15 protein-coding genes and 1 riboswitch are annotated in these 16,829 nt (G+C 69.6%); of the genes, 5 read left to right on the plus strand and 10 right to left on the minus strand.

Features of this window, described 5'->3' with window-relative positions; translation table 11 throughout:
• Window positions 1-6: 6 nt before the first annotated feature.
• Window positions 7-118: riboswitch (TPP riboswitch) on the minus strand.
• 45 nt (window positions 119-163) lie between these two features.
• Both D4739_RS02680 and D4739_RS02685 read right to left on the minus strand, forming a co-directional pair.
• Window positions 164-1,060 (minus strand): RNA polymerase sigma-70 factor, encoded by an 897-nt coding sequence (locus D4739_RS02680; RefSeq protein ID WP_120059134.1) that lies wholly within the window; start codon window positions 1,058-1,060, stop codon window positions 164-166.
• Window positions 1,057-1,656, minus strand: a complete 600-nt coding sequence (locus D4739_RS02685) for a carboxymuconolactone decarboxylase family protein (RefSeq protein ID WP_120059135.1) — start codon at window positions 1,654-1,656, stop codon at window positions 1,057-1,059. Before D4739_RS02685 ends, D4739_RS02680 begins: the two co-directional genes overlap by 4 nt.
• Window positions 1,657-1,777: 121 nt before the next feature.
• Here D4739_RS02685 and D4739_RS02690 point away from each other — a divergent pair, with 121 nt between their 5' ends.
• Entirely contained in the window at window positions 1,778-2,434 is a 657-nt protein-coding gene (locus D4739_RS02690; protein WP_120061697.1) for a YdeI/OmpD-associated family protein, read from the plus strand.
• Window positions 2,435-2,443: 9 nt separating this feature from the next.
• A complete protein-coding gene (locus D4739_RS02695) occupies window positions 2,444-2,839 on the plus strand; it encodes a PLD nuclease N-terminal domain-containing protein (protein WP_120059136.1) in 396 nt (131 codons plus the stop codon).
• Here D4739_RS02695 and D4739_RS02700 read toward each other — a convergent pair.
• Window positions 2,836-3,930 carry an NAD(P)-binding domain-containing protein gene (locus tag D4739_RS02700; RefSeq protein WP_120059137.1) on the minus strand — a complete coding sequence of 365 codons (1,095 nt, stop codon included), beginning with the start codon at window positions 3,928-3,930 and terminating at the stop codon, window positions 2,836-2,838. The genes D4739_RS02695 and D4739_RS02700 overlap by 4 nt on opposite strands.
• Window positions 3,931-3,983: 53 nt before the next feature.
• Here D4739_RS02700 and D4739_RS02705 point away from each other — a divergent pair, with 53 nt between their 5' ends.
• The gene (locus D4739_RS02705) at window positions 3,984-5,699 is read left to right on the plus strand and encodes a fumarate hydratase (RefSeq protein WP_120059138.1); all 1,716 of its coding nucleotides are present in this window, start codon (window positions 3,984-3,986) and stop codon (window positions 5,697-5,699) included.
• A 183-nt stretch (window positions 5,700-5,882) separates the two neighbouring features.
• Window positions 5,883-7,283: a class II fumarate hydratase gene (locus tag D4739_RS02710; protein WP_120059139.1), complete on the plus strand. Its 1,401-nt coding sequence runs from the start codon at window positions 5,883-5,885 to the stop codon at window positions 7,281-7,283.
• A 26-nt stretch (window positions 7,284-7,309) separates the two neighbouring features.
• Here D4739_RS02710 and D4739_RS02715 read toward each other — a convergent pair whose 3' ends face one another.
• From D4739_RS02715 to D4739_RS02735, 5 genes are all read right to left on the minus strand, one after another.
• Window positions 7,310-7,738, minus strand: coding sequence for a hypothetical protein (locus D4739_RS02715; protein WP_120059140.1), 429 nt, complete (start codon window positions 7,736-7,738; stop codon window positions 7,310-7,312).
• 26 nt (window positions 7,739-7,764) lie between these two features.
• A complete protein-coding gene (locus D4739_RS02720) occupies window positions 7,765-9,525 on the minus strand; it encodes an AMP-binding protein (protein ID WP_120059141.1) in 1,761 nt (586 codons plus the stop codon).
• Window positions 9,526-9,579: 54 nt separating this feature from the next.
• Window positions 9,580-10,221, minus strand: coding sequence for an aggregation-promoting factor C-terminal-like domain-containing protein (locus tag D4739_RS02725; protein WP_120059142.1), 642 nt, complete (start codon window positions 10,219-10,221; stop codon window positions 9,580-9,582).
• A 254-nt stretch (window positions 10,222-10,475) separates the two neighbouring features.
• On the minus strand, window positions 10,476-11,801 hold the full coding sequence (locus D4739_RS02730; protein ID WP_238473489.1) for a PhoH family protein: 1,326 nt from the start codon (window positions 11,799-11,801) through the stop codon (window positions 10,476-10,478).
• 357 nt (window positions 11,802-12,158) lie between these two features.
• Entirely contained in the window at window positions 12,159-12,932 is a 774-nt protein-coding gene (locus D4739_RS02735; protein ID WP_120061698.1) for an isoprenyl transferase, read from the minus strand.
• Between the two features lie 102 nt (window positions 12,933-13,034).
• Between D4739_RS02735 and trhA the strand changes: the two genes are divergently transcribed.
• Window positions 13,035-13,889, plus strand: coding sequence for a PAQR family membrane homeostasis protein TrhA (trhA, locus tag D4739_RS02740; RefSeq protein WP_220699216.1), 855 nt, complete (start codon window positions 13,035-13,037; stop codon window positions 13,887-13,889).
• 21 nt (window positions 13,890-13,910) lie between these two features.
• Here trhA and D4739_RS02745 read toward each other — a convergent pair whose 3' ends face one another.
• Together D4739_RS02745 and D4739_RS02750 are read right to left on the minus strand one after the other, a co-directional pair.
• Window positions 13,911-14,792: a DUF1353 domain-containing protein gene (locus D4739_RS02745; protein ID WP_120059144.1), complete on the minus strand. Its 882-nt coding sequence runs from the start codon at window positions 14,790-14,792 to the stop codon at window positions 13,911-13,913.
• Window positions 14,793-14,796: 4 nt separating this feature from the next.
• Window positions 14,797-16,815 (minus strand): thioredoxin domain-containing protein, encoded by a 2,019-nt coding sequence (locus D4739_RS02750; protein ID WP_120059145.1) that lies wholly within the window; start codon window positions 16,813-16,815, stop codon window positions 14,797-14,799.
• Between the last annotated feature and the right edge of the window lie 14 nt (window positions 16,816-16,829).

Raw genomic sequence — 16,829 nt, forward strand, 5'->3', positions numbered from 1 at the left:
GCGCCACGGGGGCACTCCTTCACGTCCCTATCGCCGGCATTACCCGGATCAGGTTCGACGGTCGGAGCGGTGTCAGCTCCCTCTCAGCCCGCTTCCGCAGGCTCCCGTGTGGGTGGTTCGTCACCGACCATAGCGCACGACCGCTGGACCCCCGTGGGCCTCTTCACCGCTGGAGCGCCGTCGCCTCTTCCATGCGGCCGAGCTTGTGCGGGTTGCGCATGGCATAGATGCGGGTGATGCGGCCGTCCTCGATGACCAGGCTGACCAGGGTCGGGCCCGCCACCTCGTCGTCGATCCGTACGCCGATCCCGCCGTTGAGCCACAGCAGCCCGACCACGGGGCTGACCGCGACCCGCGGGAACGGACGCAGCAGGTTGGCGACCTTCTTCGCCCCGAACACCGGGACACGCACGGCCTGGGCGATGCCGCCGCCGTCAGCAACGAGTACGACGTCGGGCGCGAGCACATCCATCAAGGCCTGCAGGTCACCTCCGGTCACCGCCGCGAGAAACCGGTCGACGACCTGCTGCTGCTCGGTTCGGCTCACCTGCATCCGTGGGCGACGTGCGTCCACATGGGCCCGGGCGCGACTGCTGATCTGCCGCACGGCCGCCTGCGTCTTGCCCACGGCCTCGGCGATCTCGTCGTACGGGACGTCGAAGACCTCGCGCAGCACGAAGACCGCCCGTTCGGCCGGGCCGAGTGTCTCGAGGACGGTCAGCATGGCGATCGAGACGCTCTCCGCGAGCTCGATGTCATCGGCCACATCGGGTGCGGTGAGGAGCGGCTCGGGCAGCCACTCCCCGACGTACTCCTCACGGCGGCGAGACATCGTCCGCAGCCGGTTGAGCGCCTGCCGGGTGACGATGCGAACCAGGTAGGCCCGGGGGTCGATCACTCCCGACCGTGCACCGGAATCGAGGTCGGCCCACCGCAGCCAGGTCTCCTGCACCACGTCCTCGGCATCGGCTGCGGAGCCGAGCATCTCGTAGGCGACGGTGAAGAGCAGGCTGCGGTGGGTGACGAACGGGTCCGCCTCACCAGGGCCGAGAGGGCTCATGCCCGCGACGCTACAACCGGCTCGAGGAACGCGGGCCGCTCAGCGAGTGGCTTGAGCCCACACGAGTCGGCGAACCCCTCCGACTCGATCCCCATCGCGACGTTGCCGCGTGTGGTCAGGTTGGCGAAGCCGATCACGCTGGTCAGCTCGACCAGGGCGGCGGCACCGAGCTGCTCGAGCAGGCGGGCGGCGATCTCATCGGTGACGGCCACCGGCGTCGCGCTCATCGCCTCGGCGTACTCCAGGACGTCGCGCTCCAGCGGCGTGAAGACATCGGACTCGCGCCAGCGCGGGATCTGCTGCGCCTTCTCGAGGTCGAGGCCGGCGTTCTTCGCCATGAAGTAGTTGAAGTCGAGGCACCACGTGCAGCCGATGTACGACGCGACAGCCATGTGGGCGTAGGACTTCAGGCTCTCGTCGCACCTGTCCCACTTCTGCAGCTTCTGGCCGAAGCCCATCGACGTCTTCAGGACCGGCTGGTTGTGCCACATCACGCCGAGCGACTCGGGCACCTTGCCGAACATCCGCTTGCTCATCTTCTTCACGATCGCGCCGAACAGGCCGTTGATCTCGGCGGCGGGGATGCGGGTGGTCATGACTCCTCCTGGGGGCGGTTGTCGGTTGCTTCGACATGAAGACACCGGCTGGGCGCCATCTGTGACAGGCGGAGCGAAAAACCTCGGCGAGCTGTCGGTGGTCGGTGGCAGGCTGACGGCCATGAGCTCTCCAGGTACGCCGGGTGGCTCGGCCGAGCGGCCGGCCCTCTTCTTCAGCGGACCCGGCGAGTTCAGCGACTGGCTCGCGGCCAACCACGACTCGGCTCCCGACCTCTGGATGGGGCTGCGGAAGAAGCACGTCGCGGACCGCGGGCTGACCTGGGAGGACGCCGTGGTCGAGGCGCTCTGCTGGGGATGGATCGACTCGGTCGCCCAGCGCATCGACGAGGACTCCACCCGCCAGCGCTGGACGCCCCGGCGCAAGGGCAGCAACTGGAGCCGGATCAACATCGCTACCGTCGAGCGGCTGATCACCGAGGGCCGGATGCAGCCGTCCGGTCTCGCGGTCTACGAGCAGCGCAAGGTCGAGCCAGCGGGCTACACGCACGAGCAGGACGGCGAGCTCGCCCTCCCTCCTGAGTACGCCGGGCAGCTGGCCGCCGACGCAGCGGCCACGGCCTTCTGGGAGATCGCGACTCCGTCGTACCGGCGGCTCTGCATCGGGTGGGTGCTCGGGGCGAAGCAGCAGGCGACCCGCGACCGACGGATGGCCCAGCTGCTCGAGGACCACGCGGCGGGCCGGATGATCCCGAGCCAGCGCTACGGCGAGGTGCCGAAGTGGGTCGAACGCGCCGCCAAAGCGGCGCGCTCGGTCTAGCCTCATTTCATGATCCGGCTGATCTTCGTCCTGGTGCCCCTGATCCTCTGCATCTTCTGCGTGGTCGACGCGATCACGTCGCGCGACGACGAGATCCGCAACCTGCCGAAGATCCTGTGGATCGTGCTGATCCTGGTCTTCCCGTTCGTCGGTTCGATCGCCTGGCTGGCGGCCGGACGCCCCCGCTACGCGCAGCCCTCGCGGCTCGCGACGGAGTTCCCGGAGTACGACCGGCCGGGCCGTGACGCGATCTCCGATCCGGTCGCCGATGCCGAGTTCCTGCGCAAGGTGCGCGAGCGCGCCGAGGAGCAGCGGCTGAAGGCGGCACACCAGAAGGCGGAGCAGGCGCGGCTCGAGGCCGAGCGCGAACGGGCGAAGAAGGACCTGCCCACCGACGAGGCCTAGGCAGTCGCCTCGTCGGGCACGTCCATGGCCTGCAGCTGGCGCGAGACGGCCAGTGCGGCAGCACGCCCGGCCCGGCTGGCGCCGATCGTGCTCGCCGACGGCCCGTAGCCGACCAGCTGCACCCGCGGGTCGACCGCAGCCGTGACCGCGGTCTGCACGTCATGCCCGACCGAGAGCAGTTGGATGCCGCCCTCCGGACCGCGCAGGTGCAGAGGTGCGAGGTGGTCGGCGGCCGGCCGGAAGCCGGTGGCCCAGAGGATCACGTCAACCGGCTCGAACTCGCCGGTGGACCAGCGGACACCGGTCGGCTCGATGCGGCTGAACATCGGCCGCCGCGCGGCGTAGACACCGAGTGCCTCAGCCTCGCGCTCCTGCTCGCGCAGCTTGAGGCCGGTCACGCTCACGACACTTGCTGGCGGAAGCCCCCTTGCCACGCGTTCCTGCACCATCGTCACGGCGTCCCGTCCGACGGACTCGTCGAAATGCTCGCGCCACACCGGCTCGCGCCGGGTCGCCCAGAGCGTCTCGGTGATCGGAGCGAGCTCGCCGAGGAACTGCACCGCGGAGGCACCCCCGCCGACGACGAGCACCCGCTTGCCCCGGAAGTGCTCCCGCCCCGGGTAGCCGGCGGTGTGCAGCTGCTCGCCGAGGAAGGTCTCGCGGCCCGGGTAAGAGGGCAGGAACGGCCGGGTCCAGGTGCCGGTCGCATTGATCAGCGTGCGGGTGCGCCAGCTTCGCTCCCCGGCGTGTACGACGAGGAGCTCGCCGTCGTCGGTGACCTCGCTGGTGACGCGGTCGACGGGCACAGGCCGGATCACGGGCAGCGCGCGCTCGGACTCGTAGCGGCCGAACCACTCCGGCACCACCTGGTTGGCTCGCTCCTGCGAAACCGCGGGTGCGGGGGCACCGGGCAGGTCGGCGACGCGGTGCACGTCGTACATCGTCAGGGAGTCCCAGCGGTGCTGCCAGGCACCGCCCGGTCGCGCGTCCGCGTCGAGGACGACGTGGTCGATGCCGAGGCGCTTGAGGTGGTACGACGCAGCGAGGCCGGCCTGACCGGCCCCGATCACCACGGACTCGTAGACGCGCACGGTGAGTGAACACCGCAACCCACGCCCGGATTCCGGGAGGTAGATTGCCGCTCGTGACTGGTGCATCGACTTCGGGTCCCGAGTTCCGCTATTCCGACCTCCTTCCCCTCGGCAAGGACGAGACGCCGTACCGGCTGATCACCACCGAGGGCGTCTCGACCTTTGAGGTGGAGGGGCAGACCTTCCTGAGGGTCGCGCCGGAGGCGATCCAGCAGCTGACCGAGGCGGCGATGCACGACATCAGCCACTACCTCCGGCCCGCGCACCTGGCCCAGCTCCGCAAGATCATCGACGACCCCGAGGCGTCGGGCAACGACCGCTTCGTGGCGCTCGACCTGCTCAAGAACGTCAACATCTCCGCCGGCGGCGTGCTGCCGATGTGCCAGGACACCGGCACCGCGATCGTCTCCGGCAAGAAGTCCGAGGGCGTGCTGACCGGCGTCGACGACGGCGAGTGGATCAGCAAGGGCGTGTACGACGCGTACACGAAGCTCAACCTGCGCTACTCGCAGCTCGCGCCGCTGACGACGTACGACGAGAAGAACACCGGCACCAACCTGCCCGCACAGATCGAGATCAGCTCGGTCCAGCAGGGGCCGAAGGGTCCGGAGTACAAGTTCCTCTTCATGGCGAAGGGCGGCGGCTCGGCCAACAAGTCGTTCCTGTTCCAGGAGACGAAGGCGATCCTGAACCCCAAGCGGATGCTCGAGTTCCTCGACGAGAAGATCAAGTCGCTCGGCACGGCCGCCTGCCCGCCGTACCACCTGGCTGTGGTCATCGGCGGCACCTCGGCGGAGTTCGCGCTGAAGACCGCCAAGTACGCCTCGGCGCACTACCTCGACAACCTCCCCACCGAGGGATCCATGTCGGCACACGGCTTCCGCGACCTGGAGCTGGAGGAGGAGGTCTTCAAGCTGACCCAGTCCTTCGGCATCGGCGCCCAGTTCGGCGGCAAGTACTTCTGCCACGACGTCCGCGTCGTCCGGCTCCCCCGCCACGGCGCCTCGTGCCCCGTCGCGATCGCTGTCTCCTGCTCTGCCGACCGCCAGGCGCTGGGCAAGATCACCGCCGACGGCGTCTTCCTCGAGCAGCTCGAGACCGACCCGGCGCAGTACCTCCCCGACACCGAGGAGCAGCACCTGATCCAGGGCGGCGAGGTCGTGAAGATCGACCTCACCCAGCCGATGAGCGACATCCTCGCCGAGCTGTCTCGCCACCCCGTGAAGACGCGGCTCTCCCTCACGGGACCGCTCGTCGTCGCCCGCGACATCGCACACGCCAAGATCCAGGAGCGCCTGGACGCCGGCGAGGAGATGCCGCAGTACATGAAGGACCACCCGGTCTACTACGCCGGCCCGGCGAAGACCCCGACCGGCATGGCGTCCGGCTCCTTCGGCCCGACGACTGCCGGCCGCATGGACTCCTACGTGAAGTCCTTCCAGGCCGCCGGCGGCTCCATGGTCATGCTGGCCAAGGGCAACCGCTCCAAGCAGGTCACCGAGGCGTGCAACGAGTTCGGCGGCTTCTACCTGGGCTCGATCGGCGGCCCGGCCGCGCGCCTGGCGCAGGACTGCATCAAGGACGTCTCCGTGCTCGAGTACGAAGAGCTCGGCATGGAAGCCGTCTGGAAGATCGAGGTCGAGGACTTCCCGGCCTTCATCGTCGTCGACGACAAGGGCAACGACTTCTTCACCGACCCGTCCGGCGCGGTCACCGTCCCGCTGAGCTCGATTCTGGGGCAGGGCATCCGGGTGCGCTCCGCGGAGTAGCGGCCCACAGCCCGGGCCACCTGCTACCTCTGGCTCGATCGCGGCGAGCTCGACAAGATCATCCACCGCGCTGCGGTACCAACAGCACAGCCAGCCGCAGTACCAGCAGCCGTACTACGAGAAGAAGCGCAAGGAGAGCTGGCTCAGCGAGATCTTCGACTGAGCCCGGAGTAGCGTCGGGGCATGGCGGAAAGCACCGGCGAGTTCCGGATCGAGCACGACTCCCTCGGCGACGTACGGGTGCCGAAGGCTGCCATGTGGCGCGCGCAGACCCAGCGTGCCATCGACAACTTCCCGATCAGCGGCGCCGGGCTCGACCCCGACCACATCAAGGCGCTGGCACTGGTGAAGGCCGCCGCCGCTCGGGTCAACAACGACCTCGGGGTGCTCGACGACGAGCGCAGCACGGCCATCCGCGACAGCGCTGCCGAGATCGTCGACGGGCAGCACCTGGACCAGTTCCCCGTGGACGTCTTCCAGACCGGCTCCGGCACGAGCTCCAACATGAACATGAACGAGGTGCTCGCCACGCTCGCCGGCATCCGCGGCGTCGAGGTGCACCCCAACGACCACGTCAATGCCAGCCAGTCGAGCAACGACGTCTTCCCGACCAGCATCCATGTCGCGGCCACCCGCGCGACGTCGGACCAGCTGATCCCTGCGCTCAACCATCTCGCCAGTGCCCTGCGGGCGAAGGCAGACGAGTTCGCCGACGTCGTGAAGTCCGGGCGCACGCACCTGATGGATGCGACGCCGGTGACCCTCGGTCAGGAGTTCGGCGGGTACGCCGCGCAGGTGGCCTATGGCGTCGAACGCCTCCGCGCGACCCTCCCCCGCGTCGCCGAGCTCCCTCTCGGCGGCACGGCCGTCGGCACGGGCATCAACACCCCGCCGGGCTTCTCGGCGCGGGTCATCGAGGAGCTCGCGGACTGCACCGGGCTGCCCTTCACCGAGGCCCGCGACCACTTCGAGGCGCAGGGTGCCCGCGACGGACTGGTCGAGCTCTCCGGCCAGCTCCGCGTGATCGCGGTCAGTCTCACCAAGATCTGCAACGACCTGCGCTGGATGGGCTCCGGCCCCTCGACCGGCCTGGCCGAGATCCACCTCCCCGACCTCCAGCCCGGGTCGAGCATCATGCCCGGCAAGGTCAATCCGGTGCTCCCGGAGGCCACCCTCCAGGTCTGCGCACAGGTGATCGGCAACGACACCGCGATCACGGTCGCGGGCGCTTCCGGCAACTTCGAGCTCAACGTCATGCTGCCGGTCATCGCGCGCAACCTGCTCGAGTCGATCCGCCTGCTCGGCCGCACCAGCCGCTTGCTCGCCGACCGCTGCGTCACCGGCATCACCGCCGATCGCGAGCGCCTCCGCCGGTACGCCGAGTCGTCGCCGTCGGTGGTCACCCCCCTCAACAAGTACGTCGGCTACGAGACGGCCGCGAAGATCGTGAAGCAGTCGCTCGCCACCGGCCAGACCATCCGCGAGACCGTCCTCGCGATGGGACTGGTCGACGACGGCACCCTCACCGAGCAGCAGCTCGACGAGGCGCTCGACGTCGACCGGATGACCCGACCGGCCGGCTGAGGTCGGGATCCCAACCGGGGCAGGTGTCAGAGCGACGCGACGTACCCGGCGAGCAGCACGCCGAAGGCTCCGATCTCGGCGACCGCGAGCGTCCCCATGAACGCCCGCACGGAGGCAGGGGGTTGGCGCAGCTGGTTGTCGGTGTCCTGGCGCAGGCCGTGGAACATGTAGGACGCGATCGACGCAACGAAGTAGCAGAGCAGGATCCCGGCGGCCGCCAGATCGACGACCTCGCTCCACGCGCTCAGCTCGACGAAGACCGCGATCAGCAGCAGTGCGAACGAGTAGAGCAGCGCCGCGCGATGGGCGATGTCGGTGTAGGGATGGGCGAAACCCTCCGGCGAGGCAAGGATCTGGCGGTACTTCACCACGCCGAGGAGGAGCGCCCACAGGAACACCAGCCCTGCCGCGAGGAGCACCAACCGCGTGTCGAGCCCCAGATCTGTCGTCACCATGGGCGTCAACCTAGACCCCGACGGCGTCAGGCGTAGAGCGCCGCGATCTCCGCAGCGTACTTCTCCGAGATCGGGCGGCGACGGAGCTTCAGCGTCGGGGTCATCTCCTCGGTGCCGGGCATCCAGTAGGCCGGCAGGATCGTGAACTTCTTGACCTGCTCGACGCGCGACAGCTTCGCGTTGCCGGCGTCGACTCCTGCCTGCACCGCGGCGATGAGCCCGGCGTCGGTGGCGAGCACAGCCGGATCGGCGGGCAGCCCGTTCTTCGACGCGTAGGCCGCAACCGCGTCGGGGTCGAGCGTCATGATCGCCACGTTGTAGGGCTTGTTGTCACCGATCACCGCGATCGTCGCCAGCAGCGCGCAAGCGGTCTTGATGGTGTTCTCGATGTTGACCGGTGACATGTTCTTGCCGGCCGCGTTGATGATGATCTCCTTCTTGCGGTCGACGATCGTCACGTAGCCCTCGTCGTCGATCGTCGCCACGTCGCCGGTGTGCAGCCACCCGTCCTCGTCGATCGCCTCCGCGGTCTTCTCCGGGTCGTGGCGGTAACCGGTCATCACGCCGGGCCCACGGAAGAGCAGCTCTCCGTCCTCGGCGAGCATGACCTCGGCGCCCGGCAGCACCTTGCCGACCGTGCCGACCTTCACGCGACCGGGCGGGTTCAGCGTGCCTGCGCCACCGAGCTCGGACATGCCCCACAGCTCGCACACGTCGATGCCGAGGCCCATGAAGAACATCAGCGTCTCGGGGGCGATCGCTGCCGCGGCCGACCAGGCCCAGCGCATCTGGTCCATGCCGAGCGCCTCGCGCACCTTCGACAGGACGAGCTTGTCGGCCACGCGATAACGGATCGCGTCGACCCCCGAGAGCGGCCGGCCGGCGACCTTTGCCTCGGCGCTGCGTCGCGCCATGTCGAGCGCGAAGAGCGCGAGGCGTTTCTTGACCGGGCTCTCCTCAGCGGCGACCTTCGCCTCGACACCGGCCTTGATCTTCTCCCAGACCCGCGGCACCGCGAACCAGATCGTCGGGCTCGCATCCGGCAGGGCAGCCGCGATCGTTCGCGGGTCGGCGACATAGGTGACCTGGACGCCGCGGAGCGCCGCGAAGTACTGCGTCGAGGCGCGGTCGGCGATGTGCGCCGACGGGAGGAACGACGTGATCCGGTCGCCGGGGTGGACGTCGACGACCTCCATCGCCGAGAGGCCGACCTTGAGCATGTTGGCGTGGGTGAGCTGGACGCCCTTCGGCGGCCCGGTCGTGCCGGAGGTGTAGATCAGGGTCAGCACGTCGTCGGGCTCGACCGCGTGCCAGGCGGCCTCGAAGTCGAAGTCCGCAGCGCCGCTGGCCTCGAGGTCGGCCAGCGTCATCGTCACCCCCTCAGGAGCACCGTCGACGCAGATGACGTGCTCGAGCTTCACGCCGGAGGCGAGCACGGACGGGAGCAGGGCCGTCTCCGTGAACACGACCTGGTTGCCGGCGTTGCCGAAGAGGTACTCGATCTGCTCCGGCGAGGAGGTGTTGTAGATCGAGAACGGCACCGCACCCAGGTGCATCGCACCCGAGTCGATCCACGCGAACTCCGGCCGGTTGGTCAGCAGGATGCCGACCGTGTCCCCACGGCGTACGCCGAGCGCGGCGAGGCCGGCGGCAACGGCGCGCACGTGCGCGGCGTACTCGCGCCAGGAGACGGTGACGGCGTCACCGCCGGTGCGGAGTGCGACGGCGTCGGGATCGATCAGTGCCGTGGCCTGGAAAGCCTCGCAGACGGTGCGCGCGTGGGTCATGCGGCGGACGCTAGTGCCCCCACGTTATCGAGACAAGGAGTCTCAGAGATCCACTCAGTACCAGTTGTGGCTCTGGCTGTGGCCCCAGGCGGAGCAGGGGCTGCCGTAGCGGTCCTGGATGTAGCCGAGGCCCCAGGTGATCTGGGTGACCGGGTTCGTTGCCCAGTCCGAGCCGGCCGAGGACATCTTCGAGCCGGGGAGCGCCTGCGGGATGCCGTATGCCGAGGAGCTCGGGTTGTCGGCGGTGATGTTCCAGCCGGACTCCTTGGTCCACAGGGAGTCGAGGCAGCTGAACTGGTCGGAGGACCAGCCGAAGTCGGAGAGGAGGGCGCGACCGATGGAACGCGGGTCCTGGTCGCGGATGTCCTCGGTGCGGGTGTAGCCGTTGGCGACCGAGTCGGTCGCGGCCAGCGGCGCGGTCTTGGCCGGCGTCGCGGCATCGCGGCGGTCAGAACGGGAGACGACCGGGTCACGACCGAGGTCGGCGCCGTTCAGGCTGGTGACGCCGGAGAGGTTCACCTCGGCGGCAGCCGGGGTGGGCTCGGCGCTCTGGCCGAGGACGCCGCCGGCGACCGCGACACCAGTGGTGCCGACAGCGAGGGCGGAGAAGACAACGGAGTTGCGGATGACCTTCTTGGGTGCACCGGGGACGGTGGCACCCGCATGCTTCGGGGTGTACTTCTTGTGTTTCGACACAGGCAAGTCTCACGCTCGACGACAGGGCATTCGCCTCCGGCCGCGAGAAGCCGCCCGGGACCTGGTTCCAACCAGACGGGCGGCCTGAAGACGAATGTCCACCATGACGGATGCAATTGCCTGCCGCAAACCGAACCGCGGCAAATGTGAGGCGATCTACACCACGTCCAGACGCCTTGGCCACAGTGGTCACATACGCCACAGGGGCCCCAGATCGATCGATCCAGGACCCCCGCGGGATGCGCTGCCGGGCACTACATCGTGACGTTCTCCAGCATCTCGGTCACGAGGGCGGCAATGGGCGAACGCTCGGACCGGGTGAGGGTGACGTGCGCGAAGAGCGGGTGGCCCTTCAGCTTCTCCACGACCGCCACGACACCGTCGTGCCGGCCGACCCGGAGGTTGTCACGCTGGGCGACGTCATGGGTGAGCACGACCTTGGAGTTGGCACCGATGCGGCTGAGCACGGTGAGCAGCACGTTGCGCTCCAGCGACTGCGCCTCGTCGACGATCACGAAAGCGTCGTGCAGGGAGCGGCCCCGGATGTGCGTGAGCGGCAGGACCTCGAGCATGCCCCGGTCGAGGATCTCGTCCACGACGTCCTTGGAGGTGATCGCACCGAGGGTGTCGAACACGGCCTGACCCCAGGGGCCCATCTTCTCCTCGGCGCTGCCGGGGAGGTAGCCGAGCTCCTGCCCACCCACCGCGAAGAGCGGGCGGAAGATGATGACCTTCTTGTGCTGACGGCGCTCCATCACGGCCTCGAGACCGGCGCACAGCGCGAGCGCCGACTTGCCGGTGCCGGCCCGGCCACCGAGGGAGACGATGCCGACCTCCGGGTCGAGCAGGGTCTCCAGCGCGATCCGCTGCTCGGCGGAGCGGCCGTGCAGGCCGAACGCCTCACGGTCACCGCGGACCAGGTGGACCTGCTTGTCCGCGCCGACCCTGCCCAGCGCGGTGCCGCGCTCGGAGAGCAGCACCAGTCCGGTGTGACAGGGCAGGTCGCGCGCCTCGGCGAGATCGAGCACGCCGTCGTCGTACAGCTCGTCGAGGTCGCCGGCAGCGACCTCGAGCTCGGCCATGCCGGAGTACCCCGTGTCGGACTCGTTGATCGCCTCCGCGCGGTACTCCTGGGCGTCGAGACCGACCGCAGACGCCTTGATCCGCAGCGGCATGTCCTTGGAGACCAGGCAGACGTCGGCACCTTCGTCGGCGAGGTTCTTCGCGACCGCCAGGATCCGGGTGTCGTTGTCGCCGAGCCGGAAGCCGGACGGCAGCGACTCCGGGTTCGTGTGGTTCAGCTCGACCCGCAGCGTCCCCCCGGCCTCACCGATCGGGACTGGCTCGTCGAGCCGCCCGTGCAGGATGCGCAGGTCATCGAGGGAGCGCAGTGCGGCCCGGGCGAAGAAGCCCAGCTCCGGGTGGTGCCGCTTGCCCTCGAGCTCGGTGATGACGACCACCGGGAGGACCACCTCGTGCTCGTCGAACCGCTTCAGCGCACCGGGATCGGCGAGCAGGACGCTGGTGTCGAGGACGTAGGTGCGGGTGACTGCGCTGCGCTGGGCTGACTGCTTTGCCACGATCTACCCCTAGGCGGGCCGGCACGCGCACTCAGCGCCCCGGTCCTAGTTCACAAGGATGGACCGGGAGAGGTCCCGCAGGCCGGAGTGCCGGCCTCCTCGCGCACAGCAGCAGAACTGCCATGCGGTTCGGTCGTGATCACTCACGGGCGGGCCTTCCGGTGAGGCGAGCTTCCCCACTCGCCATTGATCCGGAACCTACGCCGCGAACCAAAAGACCCGGCGGCGACACGCCAGAGCGCGGGGTGTGTTCACAGAGCCGTCACACGATGCGAGAACCTCGCGCGCGATTCGGGCACTTGTTGTGCCGTGCACCGCACAACAAGTGCCCGTTTCACCGGCTGGCCGGTGAATCGGTCAAGTGCCGTGGCGCCGGTCGCGGGCGGCGTACGCACGGAGCGCGCGGACGAAGTCGACGCGGCGGAAGTCCGGCCACATCGCCTCGCAGAAGTAGAACTCGCTCTTCGCGCTCTGCCACAGCAGGAAGCCGCCGAGGCGCTGCTCGCCCGAGGTGCGGATCACGAGGTCGGGGTCCGGCTGGCCCTTGGTGTAGAGGTGCTCGGCGATGTGCTCGACATCGAGGTCCTTGGCGAGGTCGTCGATCGAGCGGCCCTGGGCAGATGCCTCGACGAGAAGCGCACGCACGGCGTCGGCGATCTCCTGGCGGCCGCCGTAGCCGACCGCGACGTTGACGAGGATGCCGTCGACGTTGCGCGTGGCTTCCTCAGCCTCCTTGAGGCGGGCGGAGGTCTTCGCCGGGAGCAGGTCGAGCGCACCCACCGGGTGGATCCGCCAGCGGCGCGTGTCCGCGAGCGAGGCGACGGCCTCCTCGATGATGCCCAGGAGCGGGGTGAGCTCGGCGGCGGGACGGTTGAGGTTGTCCGTGGAGAGCAGCCACAGGGTGACCACCTCGATGCCGAACTCCTCACACCAGCCGAGCAGCGGCTCGATGTTGGCGGCGCCGGCGCGGTGGCCGTGCGCGGTGTCGCGGCCGACAGCCTTCGCCCAGCGACGGTTTCCGTCGAGCATGACGCCGACGTGCTGCGGCAGTCCTTCGGTCGGCAGGAACCGAACGACCCGCGCCTCGTACGCCGGGTAGAGCAGTCGCTTGACGCGCTGCCGCGCGCGCATCACGCCGTCTCTCCTCCAGTCCGCCACGACGTCGATGCTACCGGCCGTGAGACAGGTCGCACGGCCGCCCGGGAGAACCAGCGGGCGGGTAGCGTGGCTGACGTGAACGAGACCCTCCGCCCCGGCACAGACGCCACCCCCGCGCCTGCCGTTCCCCCGGACCACGAGCCGGAGCGGGAGTCCATGCGCGAGCGTGCCCGCGACGCCCGCGACCGGGCAATCGACCGGGCGGAGGCGGTCGTCGACCGGGCGCAGGATGCCCGCGATCGGGCCACGGCGATGGTGGCCGACAAGATCGACGAGCTCAAGCCTCACCTGCGAGGTTGGCTGCACACGGGCGTGATCCCGTTCCTGACCGCGGCCTTCGCCGTGCTCATCGTGCTCTCGCCGACTCCGCTGACCGTGATCGGCTCGTCCGTCTACGCAGCCAGCGCGCTGCTGCTGTTCACCGTGTCGGGCATCTACCACCGCGGCAACTGGCAGCCGAAGCTCTGGGCGTTCTGGCGCCGCTTCGACCACGCCAACATCTTCATCTTCATCGCGGGCAGCTACACCCCGTTCACGTTCCTCTACCTCCACGGCGACGCGCGCTGGTGGCTGCTCGGACTGGTGTGGGGCTGCGCGATCGCGGGCACCACCTTCAAGCTGATCGCGCCCGGTGCCCCGCGCTGGCTGGGCAGCATGCTCTACGTCGGCATGGGCTGGCTCGCGGTCCTCTTCGTCCCTCTCGTGGGCGAGGGTGCCGACAAGTTCCCGATGTGGGTGAACATCTCCTCGCTGGTCCTGGTCGCGGTCGGCGGCATCCTCTACTCGCTCGGTGCAGTGGTCTACGCCGCCAAGCGCCCGAACCCCTCCCCGCAGTGGTTCGGGTTCCACGAGGTGTTCCACCTGCTGACCGTCCTGGCCTTCATCAGCCAGTACATCGCGGTCTCGATCGCCACCTACGCCCTGCGCTGACTCTGGCCGGGGTGCAACGAGCTACCCCGTGCGAGTTGGTTGTCGAGTCGTACGCCGCCGGGGCAGGCGGGCGGCGAGCCACTCCGTCGCGCGGTAGAGCAACGTGATCGCGAAGAGCGCGATGGTGACGTGCAGCAGGACGGCCAGCCCGATCAGCATGATCCAGCCGGCGATCCGGAACCGGCCCCAGAGCAGCCCGAGCACGGCCGGGACCACGACCGCAGCAAGGAGCCCCTTCACGAGCTCGACGAGGAAGCTCGCCTCTCCCATCCACGGCAGCGGCGGGGCGCGCCGGACGTCGAAGAGGTCCAGCGTCGAGAACACCCCGAGCAGTGCCACCAGCCCGAGGCTGACCAGGGCGACCCAGCGATAGCGGAACCGCTCCCCCGGCGACCAGCTCGTGTCCCGGCCGAAGACCATCGTCGAGGTGGCCACCGCCGCCCACACCAGCCAGCGGCGTACCAGCGGAGTGCCGGTGTCGGCCATGGCGTCGCGCAGGATCCGGTCGGCGTCGACCCGCGTCAGCTCGGCAGGATCCCCGTCGGTGCGGACGAAGGTGCGAGCTTCCGGCGGGCAGCACAGTCCGTCGTGCAGGAGTGCCGCCGGGAGATGCGCACCGGTCTTCGGCACCAGCCAGGTGAACAGCGCCGGGACCGAGGTCAGGTCGGTCGTGAAGGCCAGGCCGTCGGGGACCAGCAGCTCCCCGAAGTCGCGGTCGAGGTAGGCGATCCGGCGCTGCATGACGAAGAGCTCCTCGCCCTCGACGAGACGCCGCTCGAGCACGATCCGCGGGTCCTCGTCCGGGTTGGGCGGGATCTCCGGCTGGTCGCCCGACGACCAGACGCCGCCGTCGTAGAACCGGCGGCGTTCCTTGGCGATCGTCACCGGCACCGGTGCCTCCATGGCCTCAGCGTGACAGGTCCGCGGGCTCCGTGACAGGCCGCTCGCAGACCATCTCCCTGCACACGTACGCCGCGGGGCGGCCGTCGACCTCGGCGCGCTGCTCGAGCAACGGGATGAGGGTCGCACCGGGTGCACCGGGTGCACCGACCACGACAACGGCACCAGGAATCCGCCGTGCAGCCAGGGCCAGGGCATCGCGCTCGGCACCGGGGCGACCGACGACCGCCACCTCGACCGGTCCGTCGCGCAGCGCTTCAGCTGCGGCAAGGCTCCAGCCGGCGAACCGCGGGCTCCGGGTCGAGAGCGGCGCGAGCACGGCCAGCGTCTCCTCGGCAGCGGTCCGGTAGGAACCCTCCCCCGTGAGCGCTGCATAAGTGGCCAGCGCGTGCACCATCATCGACTGGCCGCACGGGCTGGCGTTGTCGCCGAGCTCGCGCGGTCGCGAGACCAGTGCCTCCGCGTCAGCGGCGGTGTCGTGGAAGCCGCCGTCCTCCGCGCGGAACCGGGCCAGCGCATCGTCGAGCAGCAGCTTCGCCTCGGCCAGCCAGCGCGCGTCGCCCGTTGCCTGGAGCAGGTCGAGGTAGCCCATCGCCACGCACGCGTAGTCCTCAAGGACACCCGCGTGCCGACCGACAGCTCCGTCGCGCGAGACCCGCAGCAGCCGGCCGTCGACCATGTGGACATCGAGGAGCAGCTCGGCCGCGGCGGCCGCGGCGTCGACGTACTCCTGACGGTCGAGGAGCGTGCCGGCGGCGCAGAGGCCGCTGATCGCGAGGCCGTTCCACGCGGCGACGACCTTGTCGTCGCGGTGCGGCCGCGTCCGCTGCGCACGCGCGTCGAGGAGCCGGGCCCGCACCTCCGCCAGCCGCGCCTGCTCGTGCGTGTCGCTCGGGAAGTGGCGCAGCTGGAGCGTCGAGGTGCCGTGTTCAAACGTGCCTTCGGCGGTGACCCCGAACAGCTCCGCCGCCCACTCACCGCGCGAGTGCCCCAGCGCCTCGACCAGCTCGGCCGGGGTCCAGGCGTAGAACGCGCCCTCCTCCGACTCACCTGAGGCGTTGAGGCTGTCGGCGTCGAGCGCAGAGGCGAAGCCGCCCTCGGCGGTCAGCAGCTCCCGCAGCAGGAAGTCCGCGGTCTCGGCAGCGATGCGCCGGCCGGTGTCCGAGTCCGTGCGGGCGTAGACCGCGAGGAGCTGGGCGTTGTCGTAGAGCATCTTCTCGAAGTGCGGCACGACCCAGCCGAGGTCCACGGCATAGCGCGCGAAGCCGCCGCCGAGCTGGTCGTACATCCCCGATCCGGCCATCGCCTGGAGGGTGCGGGCGAGCATGTGGCGGGCCTGGCGCAGCAGCGCCTCATCGACGCGCGGGCCCGGCCGGCCGACGTACCGGCGGAGGAACTCGACGACCATGGACGGCGGGAACTTCGGGGCGCCGCCGAAGCCGCCAGCCATCGGGTCGAACTCGCTGGCCAGGATCCGCACGGCGGTGTCGAGGTCCTCGTCGGTGATCTGGCGGGTGGCGAGGGCGGCCTCGGTGCTCAGGTGCGCGGCGATCTGTCCGGCCGCGGCCTCGATGTCGTCGGGGCGCTTCACCCACGCGTCGAAGAGGGAGGTCAGCACCTGGCGGAATGCAGGCTGCCCGTGCCGGGGCTGGTCGGGGAAGTACGTGCCCGCGAAGAAGGGGCGCCCGTCGTGGTCGAGGACGACCGTCATCGGCCAGCCGCCGTGACCCGTCATCGCCTGCGTCGCCGCCATGTAGACCGCGTCGACGTCCGGGCGCTCCTCGCGGTCGACCTTGATGTTGACGTAGAAGTCGTTCATCAGCGCGGCGGTGGCGTCGTCCTCGAAGGACTCGTGGGCCATGACGTGGCACCAGTGGCAGGCGGCGTACCCGACCGAGAGCAGGACCGGCACGTTGCGACGCTTCGCCTCAGCGAAGGCCTCAGGACCCCACTCCCACCAATCCACCGGGTTTTGAGCGTGCTGGAGCAAATAGGGGCTAGTCGCGTTGGCAAGCCGGTTGACCATTTCCTGTGACTCCT

This window comes from Nocardioides cavernaquae (assembly GCF_003600895.1).
GTDB classification, from domain to species: domain Bacteria; phylum Actinomycetota; class Actinomycetes; order Propionibacteriales; family Nocardioidaceae; genus Nocardioides; species Nocardioides cavernaquae.